Below are 16,770 nucleotides of genomic sequence, written 5' to 3' on the forward strand. Positions count from 1 at the left end.
AAGGCTCTTCATTAGCGATTGGCGCTGGTTGCGACAAGGGCACGGGCGGCGGCGATATCTGCATGGATCGCCGTCTTGAGCGCCTCCAGGGAGGCAAAACGCTGCTCTTCACGCAGCTTCTGGTGGAAAACCACCGTCAAACGCCGGTCATACAGATCGCCGGCAAAATCCAGAACATGTACTTCGAGATGGGCCTTGCCATCCCCCTGGACCGTGGGCCGTACGCCGATATTGGCGACACCGGGCCAGGCCTTGCCGTCGATCTCGACACTCACCAGGAACACCCCGGTCAGCGGCACACGACGGCGCTTGAGTTGCACGTTGGCGGTCGGCGTACCCAATTGGCGCGCCAGCTTCTGTCCGTGCAGGATCCGCCCGGCAATCCGGTACGGGCGGCCGAGCAAGCGCTCGGCCAATTCGAAGTCGGCAGCGGCCAGGGCGTTGCGGACCTGGGTACTGCTGACACGCAAGCCATCCATCTCGACGGTCTGCGCCGCCTCAACGGTAAAGCCACGGGCGAGGCCGGCCTGCTGCAGGTAGGCGAAATCCCCTGCCCGATCGCAGCCGAAACGGAAATCGTCGCCGACCTCCAGATGCTTCACGTCGAGACCGCCCACCAGGATGGTCTCGACGAACTCAGCGGCGCTGAGCTTGCTCAGGCGCTCGTTGAAGGCCAGGCACAGGACCCGGTCGACGCCTTCGGCGGCCAGCAGTTGCAGCTTGTCCCGCAGGCGGGCCAGGCGGGCCGGCGCGGTGTCCGGGGCAAAAAACTCCCGGGGTTGCGGCTCGAAGATGACCACGCAACTGGGCAGGCCCAGCTCCAGCGCACGCTCGCGCAGCCGCGCCAGGATAGCCTGGTGGCCACGGTGAACACCGTCGAAGTTGCCAATGGTGGCGACACAGCCCCGATGCCGGGGACGCAGGTTGTGGAGGCCTCGAACCAGCTGCATAACGCGCTTCTTGCTCATAAAGTGGCCGATTATAACCACACCCGGCGGCCAACGACAGGCAACACCGTAACCCAAAGTGATCGAACCGACAAAACCACTGCCCGGCCCGCCCTCATCGAGGGCAATCCCTCAGCGCAAGGCCTTGCGATTGAAGTCCCGCAGACGGAAGCCCATCAGCAGCAACATGCCGAAATACGCCACCACACCCGCGACGACCAGCACGCCCAGGCGCAGGAAACGCTCGAGCATTTGCCCTTCGCCCCAGGCCGGCATGAAATGCATCGCCCCCAGCAGCACCGCCGCCATCACCCCCACGGCCACCAGCAGCTTGAGGCCGAACGCGCCCCAGCCCGGCTGCGCTTGATACATCTTCTGCTTGCGCAACTGGTAGAACAGCAGCCCGGCGTTGAGGCAGGCGCCAATACTGATCGCCAGCGCCAGCCCGGCGTGGGCCAGGGGACCGATCAGCAAGAGGTTGAACAGTTGCGTCATCACCAGGGTGAAGATGGCGATCTTTACTGGCGTGCGGATGTTCTGCTGGGCATAAAAGCCTGGCGCCAACACCTTGATCAGGATGATCCCCAACAACCCCACCGAATAAGCAATCAGGGCCCGCTGGGTCATCAGGGCATCGAACGCCTTGAACTGGCCATACTGGAACAGCGAGACGGTCAGGGGTTCCGCCAGGATCCCCAACGCTACCGCGCAGGGCAGCACCAACACGAAGCACAGGCGCAGGCCCCAGTCGAGAATGCGCGAGTACTCCTGGCGATCCCGGCTGGCATAGGTCCTGGCCAGGGTCGGCAACAGGATCGTGCCCAGCGCCACGCCCAGCACGCCGGACGGCAACTCCATCAGACGGTCGGCGTAGTACATCCACGACACCGAACCGGCCACCAGGAACGAGGCGAAAATGGTGTTGATGATCAGGGAAATCTGACTCACCGACACCCCGAGGATCGCCGGCAGCATCTGCTTGAGCACCCGCCAGACGCCGCTGTCGCGCAGGTTCAGGCGCGGCAGTACCAGCATGCCGATCTTCTTCAGGTAGGGCAGCTGGTACAGCAGTTGCGCCAGGCCGCCCGCCAGCACTGCCCAACCGAGGGCCATCACCGGAGGGTTGAAATAGGGCGTCAGGAACAGCGCAAACACGATCATGCTGACGTTGAGCAGCGTCGGCACGAAGGCCGGTACCGAAAACCGGTTCCAGGTATTGAGGATCGCTCCGGCCAGGGATGACAGGGAGATCAGCAATATATAAGGAAAGGTCACCCGCAAGAGATCGGTGGTGAGCTGGTATTTTTCCGGAGTATCGGTAAAGCCCGGCGCCGTGGCCCAGATCACCCAGGGCGCGGCAAGCATGCCGGCCGTCGTGACGAGCGCCAGCACCAGTGTCAGCAGGCCGGTGACATAGGCAATGAAGGTGCGGGTCGCCTCGTCGCCCTTCTGGCTTTTATATTCCGCCAGGATCGGTACGAAGGCCTGGGAAAACGCCCCTTCGGCGAAGATCCGGCGCAGCAGGTTAGGCAGTTTGAAGGCGATGAAGAAGGCGTCGGTGGCCATTCCGGCGCCGAATATCCGTGCGATGAGCGTGTCGCGAACAAATCCCAGGACGCGGGAAAGCATCGTGATAGAGCTGACGGCAGCCAACGATTTGAGCAGATTCATGAAAAGAGTTTCAGCCTGTCGATAAACAGCAGGCGAACAACGCGCCCACTTGTGCGATACTCCGCGCCGCTAAACAGCACAGCGCCAAAGCCCGCGAGTTTACAGGTCACACGCCGGAAAGAAATCATCCGGTGCGTTGTACCTGCCATTCAGCGGAACGCGTCACCCGCCCTTGACAAGACCTCAACTCATCGGCATGATTCGCGGCCTATTTTGTTTGCTATTTCCCAAAAAGTCTTTCGAGGAGCTCGACGGTGGCCAACTCACCTTCCGCCAAAAAACGTGCAAAACAGGCTGAGAAGCGTCGCAGCCACAACGCCAGCCTGCGTTCCATGGTTCGTACCTACATCAAAAACGTAGTTAAGGCCATCGACGCAAAAGACGCTGAAAAAGCTCAAGCTGCCTACGTTCTGGCTGTGCCTGTTATCGACCGTATGGCCGATAAAGGCATCATCCACAAGAACAAGGCTGCTCGTCATAAGAGCCGCCTGAATGGCCACGTAAAGGCCCTGAACGTTGCCGCTGCTGCCTAAGCGACGCGCTCGTTAAAAAACCGACCTCCGGGTCGGTTTTTTATTGCCTGGAATTCTGTAAACACACCGCAATATAAATGTGGGAGCGAGCCTGCTCGCGATAGCGGAGTGCCAGACGACTTGCTGTCACTGTTACGCCGCCATCGCGAGCAGGCTCGCTCCCACAGAGATTATGTGTTGATTATTGCGCGCGAGCCCACGGCAGGATCGGAATCGCCGTCACCGCATTCTGCGGACTGCCCTCGATCACGCGGTCGCTGTAGACCAGGTACACCAGCGTATTGCGCTTCTTGTCGAGGAACCGCACCACCTGCATGGTCTTGAACACCAGTGAGGTACGCTCGCGGAACACCTCCTCGCCGTCCTTGAGCTCACCCTTGAAGCTGATCGGCCCCACCTGGCGACAGGCGATGGAGGCCTCGGCACGATCCTCGGCCAGACCCAGGCCACCTTTTACGCCACCCGTCTTGGCCCGGGACAGGTAACAGGTCACGCCATCCACCTTGGGATCATCGAACGCCTCGACCACGATCCGGTCGTTCGGCCCGACAAACTTGAATACCGTCGACACCTGGCCAATCTCTTCGGCCGAGGCCAGCAGCGGCATCGCCAACAGCAGGCCGATCAATCCTTTTGCCAAACCCATGTAATTTCCTTAGACAAGAATCAGGTTGTCGCGGTGAACCAGCTCAGGTTCAGCCATGTAACCCAGCAGACCGACAATCGCATCAGACGACTGACCGATGATTTTCTGCGCCTCCAGCGCGCTGTAGTTCGCCAGGCCACGGGCAATCTCACGACCATCCGGCGCCACGCACACCACCATTTCGCCACGCCGGAAGCTGCCCTGGACCAGCTTCACACCCACCGGCAGCAGGCTTTTGTTGCCCTTCGACAGCGCCGTCACGGCACCCGCATCCAGCACCAGGGTGCCACGGGTTTGCAGGTGCCCGGCCAGCCACTGCTTGCGCGCCGCCAACATGCCGCGCTCAGGTGAAAGCAACGTACCGATGTGCTCGCCCGCTTTCAGGCGATCCAGCACCCGCTCCAATCGACCACCAATGATGATGGTGTGAGCACCGGAACGCGCCGCCAGACGCGCAGCACGCAGCTTGGTCTGCATACCACCACGCCCCAACGCGCCGCCGGTACCGCCCGCCACCGCGTCCAGGGCCGGATCATCGGCACGAGCCTCATAGATCAGCTTGGCGTCGGGATTGCTGCGCGGGTCGGCGTCGAACATGCCATCGCGGTCCGTGAGAATCACCAGCAGATCGGCCTCCACCAGATTCGCCACCAGCGCGGCCAAGGTGTCGTTGTCGCCGAAGCGGATCTCATCGGTGACCACGGTATCGTTCTCGTTGATCACCGGGATGACTTTCAGCTCTACCAGCGCGCGCAAGGTACTGCGGGCATTGAGGTAGCGCTTGCGGTCGGAGAGGTCATCGTGGGTCAGGAGAATCTGCGCCGTATGACGGCCATGCTCGGCGAAGCTGGATTCCCAGGCCTGCACAAGCCCCATCTGGCCAATGGCGGCGGCTGCCTGCAATTCGTGCATCGCGCTGGGTCGCGACGTCCAGCCCAGACGGCTCATGCCGGCTGCCACGGCCCCCGAAGAGACCAGTACCAGCTCGACGCCAGCCTCATGCAAGGCCACCATCTGCTCGACCCACACCGCCATCGCCTTGCGATCCAGGCCCTTGCCATCCGCCGTCAGCAGTGCGCTGCCGATCTTCACGACCCAGCGCCGCGCACCCGTCACCTTGCTCCGCATCATCTTCAACCTTTGCCAGCGGACGGCGCGACCCAGCGCCGTCCATGGGATTATTCGTATTTGCGTTTTGCAGACACCAAAACGCCGCTCGAATGAGCGGCGCCCTGGAAACCGGCTGGCTGCGATGATAACACCGCGCCGAGCCACTTAAACCTGTGGGAGCGAGCCTGCTCGCGAAAGCGCTGGATCAGCGACATGGACATTGGCTGATATAACGCATTCGCGAGCAGGCTCGCTCCCACAGTTTTTGCAGCTTAACTGACGAACATTTCAGGATCAGTCGCGAACGTAGATGATCTCCGGACCATCTTCGTCATCCACATCTTCCTCATCCCAGTCGTCTTCGCCGATGTCATGGACCGACTTCACACCACTGCGACGCAGGGCACGCTGGTCATCCAGCGCCTGCAGTTGCGCACGGGCTTCGTCTTCGATGCGCTGATCGAGCTCGGCCAGCTCTTCCTTGTAGGCCGGATCATTGGCCAGGCGATCGGCGCGATCTTCCAGGTAGCGCATGATGTCGTGGCACAGGCGCTCGGTGCCTTCTTTGGCAATGGCGGAGATCACGTAGACCGGACCTTCCCACTCCAGGCGGTCGACGATTTCCTTGACCCGCTCCTCGTGCTCTTCTTCGAGGATCTGGTCGCACTTGTTCAGCACCAGCCAGCGATCACGCTCGGCCAGGGCCGGGCTGAACTTGGTCAGCTCGCTGACAATGACTTCGGCGGCATCGGCAGCATTGCTCTCATCCAGCGGCGCCATGTCCACGAGATGCAGCAGCAGGCGGGTGCGCGACAAGTGCTTGAGGAAGCGAATCCCCAGGCCAGCGCCATCGGAGGCACCCTCGATCAGCCCCGGGATGTCCGCAACCACGAAACTCTTCCAGCGGTCGACACTGACCACACCCAGATTCGGCACCAGCGTGGTGAACGGATAGTCCGCCACTTTCGGCTTGGCGGCCGACACCGAACGAATGAAGGTACTTTTACCCGCGTTCGGCAAGCCCAGCAGGCCCACGTCGGCCAACACCTTCATTTCCAGCTTCAGGTCACGCTGCTCGCCCGGCTTGCCTGGCGTGGTCTGGCGCGGCGCGCGGTTGGTACTGGACTTGAAGCGGGTGTTACCCAGGCCGTGCCAACCACCATGAGCCACCAGCAGACGCTGGCCCGGCTTGGTCAGGTCGCCAATGACTTCCTGGGTCGCGGAGTCGATCACCGTTGTACCGACCGGGACGCGCAGGACCAGGTCCTCGCCCTTCTTGCCGGTGCAGTCGGTGCTGCCGCCGTTGGAGCCACGCTCGGCATCGAAGTGCCGGGTGTAACGGTAGTCCACCAGGGTGTTGAGGTTTTCGTCGGCGAGCATGAAGATCGAGCCGCCGTCGCCGCCGTCACCACCGTTCGGACCGCCGTTTTCAATGAACTTTTCCCGACGGAAACTCATGCAACCATTGCCGCCGTCGCCGGCCTTTACTCGAATCGATACTTCATCAACAAACTTCATGACACACGCCTCTCGCCATACGGACGAGTCGAAAAAAACAAGACATAAGACTCTTGCAAAAATGAACGCAGCGACCAGATCAAGCGCCCGATAGCAGCGCCGGCAGCCCATACAAACAGCTTTGCAAGAGACTCACCCCACAAACGAAAAAGCCCCGTCGCAAGACAGGGCTTCTCCAGCATTCTCGCGATTAAGCCGCGACAACGCTCACGTAACGGCGGTTGAACGCGCCCTTTACTTCGAACTTGATCACGCCTTCGATTTTAGCGAAGAGGGTGTGATCCTTACCCATGCCTACACCGTAACCGGCGTGGAATTGGGTGCCGCGCTGACGCACGATGATGTTGCCCGGAATGATTTTCTGGCCGCCATACATCTTCACGCCAAGGCGTTTGGCTTCTGAGTCGCGACCGTTACGGGTACTACCACCAGCTTTTTTGTGTGCCATGAGTTCAATTCTCCTAGTGAGGAATTAGGCTGAAATTAAGCCTGAATACCGGTGATTTTGATCTCGGTGTACCACTGGCGGTGGCCCATACGCTTCATGTGGTGCTTACGACGACGGAACTTGATGATGCGGACTTTATCGTGACGACCTTGGGAGATCACTTCAGCCACAACGGTCGCGCCAGCAACAACTGGAGCACCGATATTCACGTCATCGCCGTTGGCGACCAACAGAACGCGATCAAAAGTCACGGATTCGCCGGTAGCGACTTCCAGTTTTTCGATCTTCAGGTATTCACCTGGGGCGACCTTGTATTGCTTGCCACCAGTAACGATTACTGCATAAGACATGGTATTTCTCCGATAATCCTGCTCACCCAGCGCTTTAGAAGAAGAGGTATTGGCTGGCATGGCTGCATGGGCTGGAAGGCCCGGATGCAATTGCGTAAGGCAGGTGCTGCCCAGGAAGTTCAGGGTGCGCGATTGTACGCAAGCTGTAATGGCGATGCAAGTAGCCGTCCATCGTGCCTTGACAGCCCCGGACGTGGGTCCTAGCATGCCGCGCAACCCTTCTGGAGCGCCTGTCGCTGATGCAACCCCAAGCTTTCTACCGCGCAGTGGCGGACGATTTTAGTGCCGTCGACGGCATCATCAAGAAGCAGCTGACTTCCCGAGTGCCGCTGGTGTCGAAAATCGGCGACTACATCACCTCGGCTGGCGGCAAGCGCCTGCGTCCTTTATTGGTGCTTCTGTGTGGCAAGGCCCTGGGCCGCGAAGGCGACGACCTGCGCCTGCTGGCTGCCACCATCGAATTCCTGCATACCGCCACCTTGCTGCATGACGACGTGGTCGACATGTCCGGCATGCGCCGTGGCCGCTCGACCGCCAATGCCATGTGGGGCAACGCTCCGAGCGTATTGGTGGGCGACTTCCTGTATTCGCGTTCGTTCGAAATGATGGTCGAACTGGGCTCGATGCCGGTGATGAAGATCCTGTCCCAGGCTACTCGCATCATCGCTGAAGGCGAAGTACTGCAGTTGTCCAAGGTGCGTGACGCCAGCACCACCGAGGAAACCTACATGGAGGTCATCCGCGGCAAGACCGCGATGCTCTTCGAAGCCTCGACCCACAGCGCCGCCGCGCTGGCCGGCGCGACCATCGAGCAGAGCGAAGCGCTGCGCACCTTCGGCGATCACCTGGGCGTGGCCTTCCAACTGGTGGACGACCTGCTGGACTACAAGGGCGACGCCGAGACCCTGGGCAAGAACGTCGGCGACGACCTCGCCGAGGGCAAGCCGACCCTGCCGCTGATCTACACCATGCGTGAAGGTACGCCGGAACAGGCGGCCCTGGTACGCCAGGCCATCCAGAAAGGCGGGATCGAGGACCTGGAAAGCATTCGCGAGGCGGTCGAAGCCTCCGGCTCGCTGGACTACACCGCGAAACTGGCCCGGGACTATGTCGCCCGCGCAATCAAATGCCTCGATGCCCTGCCGGCCAGCGAATACCGCGATGCCCTGGTGGAGTTGAGCGAGTTTGCGGTCGCCCGTACCCATTGATCCAAGGGCTTCCATGGTGAGGGGATTCATCCCCTCGCCACAATGCCTTCGCAGCACCACCCGCCTTGCAAAAAACCCTATATAATGTGCGCCCTTTTGCCCTCCTGATACCCAAGGAACCTTAGTGAGCACGTTGCCACCCTGCCCGAAATGCAATTCCGAATACACTTACGAAGACGGTACCCAACTGGTCTGCCCTGAGTGCGCCCACGAATGGTCTGCCAGCGGCGAAGTCGAAGCGGCATCCGCTGACACCGTGAAGAAAGACTCGGTCGGCAACGTCCTGCAGGACGGCGACACCATTACCGTGATCAAGGACCTCAAGGTCAAGGGCACGTCGCTGGTGGTCAAGGTGGGCACCAAGGTCAAGAACATCCGCCTGTGCGACGGCGATCATGACATCGACTGCAAGATCGATGGCATCGGCCCGATGAAACTCAAATCCGAGTTTGTCAGAAAAGTCTGAGCCTTCTGCATCCCATCCCGCGCCTCGCGTGGGATGGTGCCTCGCCCTCCCCGCTTCAGCCCGGCCTTGCGCATGCCAGCCAACTACCAGTCGTCTTGAGCTGCGACAACCCATCGTCAGAAAACAAACCGGAATACAAATAGAACCTTGCTATTTCGATAATAAGAATTATTCTCATCAAACCCATCAAGGAGATGAGAACCATGACTTATTTGATCGATGCCTGGCTGGACCGCCCACATCCCTACCTCAGGATCCTGCATCGGGAAACCGGGGAAGTCTGCGCGGTGCTTGAAGAAGAAGCCTTGAGCGAATTACAGGATCAGGGAGACCTGGACATCAACAGCCTGAACTCCAGCGAACCGCTGGTGCTCAAGGAGCTGGTGCGAAACCTGTTCCTGTTCTGCTACGCCCGGGCGTTGCGCCCGACGGGTGATTTTAATGGCAGGTTTCACGGATGAGCACACAAGCCCTGTGGGAGCGAGCCTGCTCGCGATGACGGCGTGTCAGTCACATTACTCTCGACTGACCTACCGCCATCGCGAGCAAGCTCGCTCCCACAAAGGCCTGTTACTGCCTTACAGAACGTCCAGCAGCTCGACGTCGAACACCAGAACGCTGTGCGGCGGGATGCTGCCAACGCCCTGGGCGCCGTAAGCCAGTTCGCTCGGCACGTACAGGCGCCATTTGCTGCCGGTATTCATCAGTTGCAGCGCTTCGGTCCAGCCCGGAATCACGCCGCCCACCGGGAATTCGGCTGGCTGGCCACGATCGTAGGAGCTGTCGAACACGGTGCCGTCGATCAGGGTGCCGTGGTAGTGGGTACGCACCTGGTCCTCACGGGTCGGCTTGGCGCCTTCACCCTGGGTCAGCACTTCAAATTGCAGGCCCGAAGCCAGGGTGGTGATGCCGTCGCGCTTGGCATTTTCAGCCAGGAACGCACGACCTTCGCCCGCAGCGGCTTCGGCTTTGGCGGCGGCTTCGGCTTGCATGATTTCGCGGATGACCTTGAAGCTGGCGGACATTTCTTCCTGGCCCACACGGCTTGGCTTGCCGGCGAAAGCGTCGGTCAGGCCGGCCAGGATCGCGTCCAGGCTGACGCCCGGTGGCGGGTTGTCGCGCAACTGGTCGCCCAGTTGACGGCCGATGCCGTAGCTGACGCGGGTTTCGTCGGTGGACAGGTTAACTTCGGACATGCTGCTGCTCCGCTGTGCGGACGGCTCGGGAATGGCCGTGCGTGACACAGCGCCTCCCGGAGCGCCCGGAACCAAAAGGGCGAGCAGACTAGCACAGATGCCATGACGGATGACGAGCGCTCACGTCAAAGTGCCTCGCCGGAAACGACAACGCCCGCCTGCCTCTCGACAGACAGGCGCTGCGCCACTAGTGCTTGGTCAGCTTGTCCAGGTAGCCCATGGCGAATGCCGACACCACGAAGGTCATGTGGATGATCACGTACCACTTCAGGTGTTCGGGATCGACGTTCTTGGCGTCCATGAAAATGCGCAGCAGGTGAATGGAGGAAATGGCCACGATGGAGGCGGCGACTTTCATCTTCAGCGATGAAGAGTCCATGGTGCCCAGCCAGTTGAGCTTTTCCTTGTCGGAATCGATGTCCAGTTGCGAGACGAAGTTCTCGTAGCCGGAAATCATCACCATCACCAGCAGGCCACCCACCAGTGCCATGTCGATCAATGACAACAGCACCAGGATCAGGTCGGACTCGGCCATGGAAAACACGTTGGGGATGACGTGAAAGACTTCTTGGAAGAATTTCAACGCCAGGGCCAGCAGGCCCAAGGACAACCCGAAGTAGATCGGCGCCAGCAGCCAACGGGAGGCGTACATTGCATTTTCGATAAAGCGTTCCATTGAATCTCACACCGGGGACAGAAAATGGCGGCGAGTATATCAGCCACGACGAGCCCCACAAACGCCAGGGCCGTCCCTGGCCGCTGTCTCCGGTGTCAGGTTGCGGATGCCGGAATCCACTCCTCAATGGGGTGGACGGAACTCGAAGCCGCCGGTACTGCGGCAACGACCGCCATTGATCTCACGTAGCTGGGCCTGCATGTGCAGGCACCAGATCTGCGGGTCGTCGGCCAGTTCATAACCATGCAAGGTCAACGCCTGGACGATAGTGTCGAGGATGGATTCGGCGGCGTTCGGACCGGGAAACGGGCCCTGAGCCTTGAGTGCGGAAGGTTGTTCGCCGGCCATTCCGGCGGCAAAAAGCAGGGTCCACATGCCGGTATCTCCCGCCAACGGACGGATGGCGCATTCGATACGAGTGACAAGACCCAGGCATTGACGGGTGAGGCAAAGGTTGCGCGACATGGCGGCGCCCCTCAGTGATACGGTATTCAGCCCCGGGGAGGCTGTTTCGATCCGATGATGACTCTCGTTATCCTTGAACTGAGGATAGAAGAAAAGTTCCGCTTGCAAGCCAAGCGAGACCAGAATACGCCGAATGGTCATAGTGTGAATATTGACGCCAAGAGCGTGGCATTTTTCACAATAAATGACCGCAAAACCTATTGTGGGAGCGGGCTTGCTCGCGAATGCGTTAAGTCAGTCACATCAATAATGCTGATCCACCGCTTTCGCGAGCAGGCTCGCTCCCACATTCAGTTCATCATCTCTCTCACGCCGGCTTGGTCTCCGCCAAGGCTTCTTGCGCCAGTTCCTTTTCCGCTTCCTTGATGTCGTCCTCGCTGATCATCTCCGCGATCACCCTCAGCCGCTCCACCACGCGGGCGTTGACGCTGCCCTCCGGGAACTCGCCGTTCTCATCCGGCTCGCCGGCGGGTTCACCCACCAGCAGGCTCAGGGCCTCGTCGGCCTGGCGCACGGCATAGACGTGGAACTGCCCCGCCCGGACGGCGGCCAGCACCTTCTCATCGAGCATCAGGGTGGCGACATTGGCCTGGGGAATGATCGCCCCCTGCTCGCCGGTCAGCCCACGGGCTTCACAGAGACGGAAGAAGCCTTCGATCTTCTCGTTGACCCCGCCCACCGCCTGCACTTCACCGAATTGGTTGATCGAACCGGTGATGGCGAAGCACTGCTTCAGCGGTGTCTTCGACAACGCCGAAATAAGCGTGCAAGCCTCGCCCAGGGAGGCGCTGTCGCCGTCGACATAACCGTAGGACTGCTCCAGGGCGATGCTGGCGGAGATCGCCAACGGGAATTCCTGGGCATAGCGGCTGCCCAGGTAACCGGTCAGGATCATCACGCCCTTGGAGTGGATCGGCTGGCCGAGGTTGACCTCCCGCTCGATGTCGACGATACCGCTGCCGCCCGGGTACACCGTGGCGGAGATCCGCGCCGGCACACCGAACGCCGAGTCGCCCACCTCCAGCACCGTCAACCCGTTGCATTTGCCCACGGCCGCGCCGTCGGTATCGATCAGGATGATTCCCGCCAGCATGTCATCGAGGATCCGCGCCGAAACCCGCCCGGTACGGGTGGCCTTGGCCTTGAGGGCGCGCTCGATATGGCCGGCGTCGGTCATTTCGTCACCGGCCAGTTGACGGATGAAATCCGCCTCGCTGACCAGTTGGAACAAGTCGCCGATACGGGCCGACAAGCGTCCCTGGTGTTCGGCCAGGCGCGCACTGTAGGTGGCCAGGCGCGCCACCGCATCGGCGGTCAGCGGTGCCATGCCTTCTTCCGAGGTGCGGGTCTTGAGCAACTGGGCGAACTGCTCGAGGCTCTCGTCGCCCATCGGGATGTCTTCGTCGAAGTCCACCAGCACGCGAAACATTTCCTGGAAGTCCGAGTCCAGGTCCTGCAAGGCGTAGTAGAGCTGGCGGGCACCAATGATCACGACCTTGACCTGCAACGGGATGTGCTGCGGCGTGAGGGTCACCGTGGCCAACCGGCCCAGCTCGCCCAGGGGTGACTCCATTTTCAGTTTGCGCGATTGCAGGGCACGCTTGAGCGCGTCCCACACGAACGGCTCGCCGAGCATTTTTTCCGCTTCGAGGATCAGGAAGCCACCGTTGGCCCGATGCAAGGCACCGGGGCGCAGTTGCCGATACGTGGTGTAGAGCGCGCCCTGGTCGGTGCTGTATTCGATACGCCCGAACAGGTTGTCGTAGGTCGGGTGCGGCTCGAACACCACCGGTGCGCCGCCGCTCGCCGGATGCCCTACTACCAGGCTCGGCGCATATTGCTCCTCCAGCATTTTGCGGGCGATGGCGTCGGTCTTGCTGTCGTCCACCAGTTGCTCGACCACCGTCCGGAGCAGGTTGACCTGCATCGCCTGCAGGTAACCGCAGACCGCCGCGTTCTCCGCGTATTTTTCCGACAGCGGCGCCAACAGCGGTTGCAGGGCCAGGGTGATGGTTTCTTCGTTGAGCTGGCGCAGCTGGTTGCTGGATTCACGCTTCCATTGCGGCAAGCTGGCCAGCTCTTCGTTCAGGCGCTCTTCCAGGCCGGAAATGTCTTCATGGAAACGCTCGCGCTCGGACTCCGGCAACTGGGCGAATTCCGCTTCATCCAGGGCCTTGCCGTCGCTCATCGGGGTGAATGCGATATTGCTGCTGTCACGGTACAGCGCGACATCCTTCTCCAGGGCCAGGCGCTCGATGACATCCAGGGCGCGGTCGTAGCGCTGGTTGAATGCCCGGTCGATGGCGCTTTTTTTCTGCTGGTAGGACGGGTGCTCGAAGACCGCCGGAAAGGTCGACAGCAGGTTGTCGATCAGGCCGTTGATGTCGCTGATGAACGCACCGGCGGTGCCCGATGGCAGCTCCAGGGCCCGGGGTTCGCGAGGCTCATCGAAATTGTTGACGTAGACCCAGTCGGCCGGGGTCTGCAGGCGCTTGCCTTCGGCCTTGAGATAGCGTTTTACGAATGAAAACCGGCCGGTGCCGGGCTCGCCCATGACAAATACGTTGTAACCGGGGCGCGGCATGGCCACGCCGAACTGCAATGCTTCGACCGCACGCTCCTGGCCAAGCACACCGCGGAAGGGCTCCAGATCATTGGTGGTAGAGAAGCTGAACTGTTCAGCGGAAAACGGACGGGTCAGCGCTTCGGGCGCTAGACGCAAGCTGGCAGCAACAGGATCAGGCATCGGGCTTCCTTACATCAGGCGGGGCAGATAACGGCATTCTGGCGCCGCCCGTACCTGACTGGCAAGGAGCGCCTCAGGTCAAAGCATAGTCAACCGGCCAGGCCCGAGCCGAAGTCGAGGCCCGCAACCTCATGACTTGCAGGATAGTTTTTGCAAAATGTCACGGAACCCTCGGATCGTGCCTAAACTCCAAACTGCGCGGCTGGAACAATAACCGGCCCACTGGCACGAGTGGTTGAGGCCACGAAGGCGCCAGACCCTGTCCATTGGTATGCACATAAAGAGAACATAGCTATGAAACGGATTCTTCTCGGTACTCTCTTCACCGCTGTATCCCTCAACGCCATGGCTCAGGCGCCGGGCGGCCCGGATTGCGGGTGGGGCAACATGCTGTTCGAAGGTCAGCGTGGCACCCCGGCTCACTTCCTCGCCTCCACCACCAACGGCACCTCCGGTAACGCCACCTTCGGCATGACCTCCGGCACCAACGGTTGCTCGACCAACGCGGCACTGACCTACGGTGGCAAGTCCTGGCTGTCCATGAATGGCATGATGAACGAGCTGTCCGAAGACATGGCCAAGGGGCAGGGCGAAGCGCTGACCACCTATGCCGTGGTACTGGGTGTGGCGCCGGAAGATCGCGCCCACTTCTCCGCTGTCACCCACGAGCACTTCCAGCAGATCTTCAGCAAGGCTGATGTGACCGCAGAAGATGTGCATACCAATACCCTGGCCGTGCTGAAAAACGATCCTCGTCTGGCCAAGTACGCCACTCAAGCTTAAGCTCGACCTCACTCGCTCCCCTCGGGGGGCGGGTTTTCTTTTTTGGGCCCATCCGGTCTTTATTTTTCGACTTTCCAAGTAGCCGACTATGCTCAAACGCCTTGCCTGGCTGGCGCTCTGTGTGTGCGCCCCATTGTCCGCCGCACCTCATGTCGACCCTCAACGTTTGCAGCAATTGGCCAATGACCGCTTCTGGATTTCCCTGGGCCACTACGAAACCGCCAAGCTCGGTGGCTGGCGCAGCTACGTCAGCGACAGGAAATTCTTCCTCGCACCCGACGGCAACGAACATCCCGACCATGAACTGACCGCCACGCTGCAGGCCCTTTACGGCCCGGCCAGCGCCGGCCAGCAACATGCCCAGTGCGCGTACCCGGCGCGCACGCGCTGGCTCAAGGCACAGCTCAACCTGACCGATCTGCCAGTGGTCGACTGCAGCGAATTCACCCAATGGTTCAAGGACGTCTCCCCTCACAGCGCGGTGATGATTTTTCCGGCCGCTTACCTGAACAGCCCGTCGTCGATGTTCGGCCATACCCTGTTGCGCATCGACCAGGCCGACGTGCAACGGGACAAGACCGCCCTGCTGAGCTACGCGATCAATTTCGGTGCCTACATCGAAGGTTCGGACAACAGCATCATCTACGCCTGGAAGGGCTTGATGGGCGGCTATCCCGGCCTGTTCGCCCTGGTGCCCTATCAGGAAAAACTGTCCGAATACCGTAGCCTGGAGAACCGCGACCTGTGGGAGTACCGCCTCAACCTGAGCCCGGAGGAAACCGAGCGCATGGTCGAGCACGTCTGGGAACTCAAGCAGATCCAGTTCGATTATTTCTTCTTCGATGAAAACTGCTCCTACCGCCTGCTCGAATTGCTGCAAGTGGCCCGTCCCAGCCTGCGCCTGACCGAACAATTCCCGTTGACAGCGATCCCCACCGACACCGTCAAGGCCGTGAAGGAAGCCGGGCTGGTGGAGAGCGTCGAATATCGGCCGTCCCGCGAGCGAGAACTGCTCAGCCGCGCCGAGCCGCTCAGCGCTGACGAACAGCAATGGGTATTGAAGGTCAGCGCCGACCAAAAGCAATTGCAAGCCCCCGAATTCAAGGCGTTGCCCCGCGAACGTCAGGCATTGATCGTTGACGCGGCCTATCGCCTGGAGCGTTACCGCGCCAACGGCCAGGAGCGCGACCCGCAACGCGCCCAGCGCAGTTTCGAACTGTTGCGGGCGATCAACCAGAACCCCGCGCCGGAACTCGATATTCCCCAACCGGGGCTGCCCGAAGACGGCCATGAATCGCGCACCTGGCAGGCCGGCCTCGGCACCCGAGGTGACCGGGCGTTCGGCGAATACGGCTTGCGCATGGCTTATCACGACCTCAATGACAATGGCGAAAGCTTCCCGTTGGGGGCGCAGATTGAAATCCTGCAATTGAAGCTGCGCCAGTACGAAGGTAACGACTGGCAGGTGCAGCGACTGGACCTGGCGACCATCCGCTCCCTGACGCCACGCAATGAGTTGCTGCAACCGCTGTCCTGGCAGGTCACCGGGGGCCTGGAACGGGTGCCTGGCAAGCACGACGATGAAACCCTGGTCAGCCACGTCAATGGCGGTGCGGGCGGCACCTGGGCGCTGGGTGAGGACGTATTGGGGTTTGCCCTGGGCACGGTGCGAGTGGAACACAACAACGACTTCGCCCAATTCATCGCCCCGGCCACCGGGTTCAACAGTGGCGTATTGTGGAAAAACCCGCTGGGCAATCTGAGCCTGGAAGCCAAGGGCGACTATTTCGTCAACGGTGAGGTGCGTCGTAGCCTGAGCCTGAACCAACAGTGGGAACTGTCCCGCAACCTCGGCCTGCGCCTGAGTGCCCAGCGGCAGTTCAGCCACCTGGCCTCGCCGGAGAACGAGGTGATGCTTGAGGTGAAGTGGTATCACTATTGATCAGGCAAGGCCCCCACCTGCAACACGGAGAACAGATTAATCACAGCCGTTTCACACCCGCCTGA

At 60.9% G+C, this 16,770-nt stretch carries 17 protein-coding genes; 6 read left to right on the forward strand and 11 right to left on the reverse strand.

The window, feature by feature from the left end; translation table 11 throughout:
• Positions 1–11: 11 nt before the first annotated feature.
• The gene (gene ribF, locus CGA22_RS25835) at positions 12–950 is read right to left on the reverse strand and encodes a bifunctional riboflavin kinase/FAD synthetase (protein WP_041024781.1); all 939 of its coding nucleotides are present in this window, start codon (positions 948–950) and stop codon (positions 12–14) included.
• A gap of 129 nt (positions 951–1,079) precedes the next feature.
• Positions 1,080–2,618 (reverse strand): murein biosynthesis integral membrane protein MurJ, encoded by a 1,539-nt coding sequence (gene murJ / locus CGA22_RS25840; protein ID WP_041024782.1) that lies wholly within the window; start codon positions 2,616–2,618, stop codon positions 1,080–1,082.
• A gap of 254 nt (positions 2,619–2,872) precedes the next feature.
• On the opposite strand from murJ, the gene rpsT reads away from it, so the two are divergent.
• A complete protein-coding gene (gene rpsT, locus CGA22_RS25845; RefSeq protein ID WP_020798646.1) occupies positions 2,873–3,151 on the forward strand; it encodes a 30S ribosomal protein S20 in 279 nt (92 codons plus the stop codon).
• Between the two features lie 181 nt (positions 3,152–3,332).
• Here rpsT and CGA22_RS25850 read toward each other — a convergent pair whose 3' ends face one another.
• The 5 genes from CGA22_RS25850 to rplU form a co-directional block, all read right to left on the reverse strand.
• Positions 3,333–3,797, reverse strand: coding sequence for a CreA family protein (locus CGA22_RS25850; protein WP_039593900.1), 465 nt, complete (start codon positions 3,795–3,797; stop codon positions 3,333–3,335).
• A 9-nt stretch (positions 3,798–3,806) separates the two neighbouring features.
• Positions 3,807–4,925 carry a glutamate 5-kinase gene (gene proB / locus CGA22_RS25855; protein WP_041024783.1) on the reverse strand — a complete coding sequence of 373 codons (1,119 nt, stop codon included), beginning with the start codon at positions 4,923–4,925 and terminating at the stop codon, positions 3,807–3,809.
• 276 nt (positions 4,926–5,201) lie between these two features.
• Positions 5,202–6,425 (reverse strand): Obg family GTPase CgtA, encoded by a 1,224-nt coding sequence (gene cgtA / locus CGA22_RS25860; protein ID WP_041024784.1) that lies wholly within the window; start codon positions 6,423–6,425, stop codon positions 5,202–5,204.
• 190 nt (positions 6,426–6,615) lie between these two features.
• Positions 6,616–6,873 (reverse strand): 50S ribosomal protein L27, encoded by a 258-nt coding sequence (rpmA, locus tag CGA22_RS25865; RefSeq protein ID WP_003176049.1) that lies wholly within the window; start codon positions 6,871–6,873, stop codon positions 6,616–6,618.
• 35 nt (positions 6,874–6,908) lie between these two features.
• Positions 6,909–7,223, reverse strand: a complete 315-nt coding sequence (gene rplU / locus CGA22_RS25870; RefSeq protein ID WP_007950961.1) for a 50S ribosomal protein L21 — start codon at positions 7,221–7,223, stop codon at positions 6,909–6,911.
• Positions 7,224–7,462: 239 nt separating this feature from the next.
• Between rplU and CGA22_RS25875 the strand changes: the two genes are divergently transcribed.
• From CGA22_RS25875 to CGA22_RS25885, 3 genes are all read left to right on the forward strand, one after another.
• Positions 7,463–8,431, forward strand: a complete 969-nt coding sequence (locus tag CGA22_RS25875) for a polyprenyl synthetase family protein (protein WP_041024785.1) — start codon at positions 7,463–7,465, stop codon at positions 8,429–8,431.
• A gap of 124 nt (positions 8,432–8,555) precedes the next feature.
• Positions 8,556–8,897, forward strand: a complete 342-nt coding sequence (locus CGA22_RS25880) for a zinc ribbon domain-containing protein YjdM (protein WP_041024786.1) — start codon at positions 8,556–8,558, stop codon at positions 8,895–8,897.
• Positions 8,898–9,100: 203 nt separating this feature from the next.
• Positions 9,101–9,358, forward strand: coding sequence for a hypothetical protein (locus CGA22_RS25885; protein ID WP_188258748.1), 258 nt, complete (start codon positions 9,101–9,103; stop codon positions 9,356–9,358).
• Positions 9,359–9,475: 117 nt separating this feature from the next.
• On the opposite strand, the gene CGA22_RS25890 is transcribed toward CGA22_RS25885, so the two are convergent.
• The 4 genes from CGA22_RS25890 to CGA22_RS25905 form a co-directional block, all read right to left on the reverse strand.
• Positions 9,476–10,093, reverse strand: coding sequence for an FKBP-type peptidyl-prolyl cis-trans isomerase (locus CGA22_RS25890; protein WP_041022757.1), 618 nt, complete (start codon positions 10,091–10,093; stop codon positions 9,476–9,478).
• A gap of 187 nt (positions 10,094–10,280) precedes the next feature.
• Positions 10,281–10,769, reverse strand: coding sequence for a TIGR00645 family protein (locus CGA22_RS25895; protein WP_003185611.1), 489 nt, complete (start codon positions 10,767–10,769; stop codon positions 10,281–10,283).
• A 123-nt stretch (positions 10,770–10,892) separates the two neighbouring features.
• Positions 10,893–11,234 (reverse strand): hypothetical protein, encoded by a 342-nt coding sequence (locus CGA22_RS25900; RefSeq protein ID WP_041022769.1) that lies wholly within the window; start codon positions 11,232–11,234, stop codon positions 10,893–10,895.
• A 307-nt stretch (positions 11,235–11,541) separates the two neighbouring features.
• Positions 11,542–13,980 (reverse strand): Lon protease family protein, encoded by a 2,439-nt coding sequence (locus CGA22_RS25905; protein ID WP_041022758.1) that lies wholly within the window; start codon positions 13,978–13,980, stop codon positions 11,542–11,544.
• A gap of 294 nt (positions 13,981–14,274) precedes the next feature.
• Between CGA22_RS25905 and CGA22_RS25910 the strand changes: the two genes are divergently transcribed.
• Together CGA22_RS25910 and CGA22_RS25915 are read left to right on the forward strand one after the other, a co-directional pair.
• A complete protein-coding gene (locus CGA22_RS25910) occupies positions 14,275–14,763 on the forward strand; it encodes a DUF3015 domain-containing protein (RefSeq protein WP_041022759.1) in 489 nt (162 codons plus the stop codon).
• An 88-nt stretch (positions 14,764–14,851) separates the two neighbouring features.
• A complete protein-coding gene (locus CGA22_RS25915; protein WP_041022760.1) occupies positions 14,852–16,705 on the forward strand; it encodes a DUF4105 domain-containing protein in 1,854 nt (617 codons plus the stop codon).
• The last annotated feature ends 65 nt before the right edge of the window (positions 16,706–16,770 follow it).

Source organism: Pseudomonas sp. PSB18, assembly GCF_014596565.1.
GTDB lineage: Bacteria > Pseudomonadota > Gammaproteobacteria > Pseudomonadales > Pseudomonadaceae > Aquipseudomonas.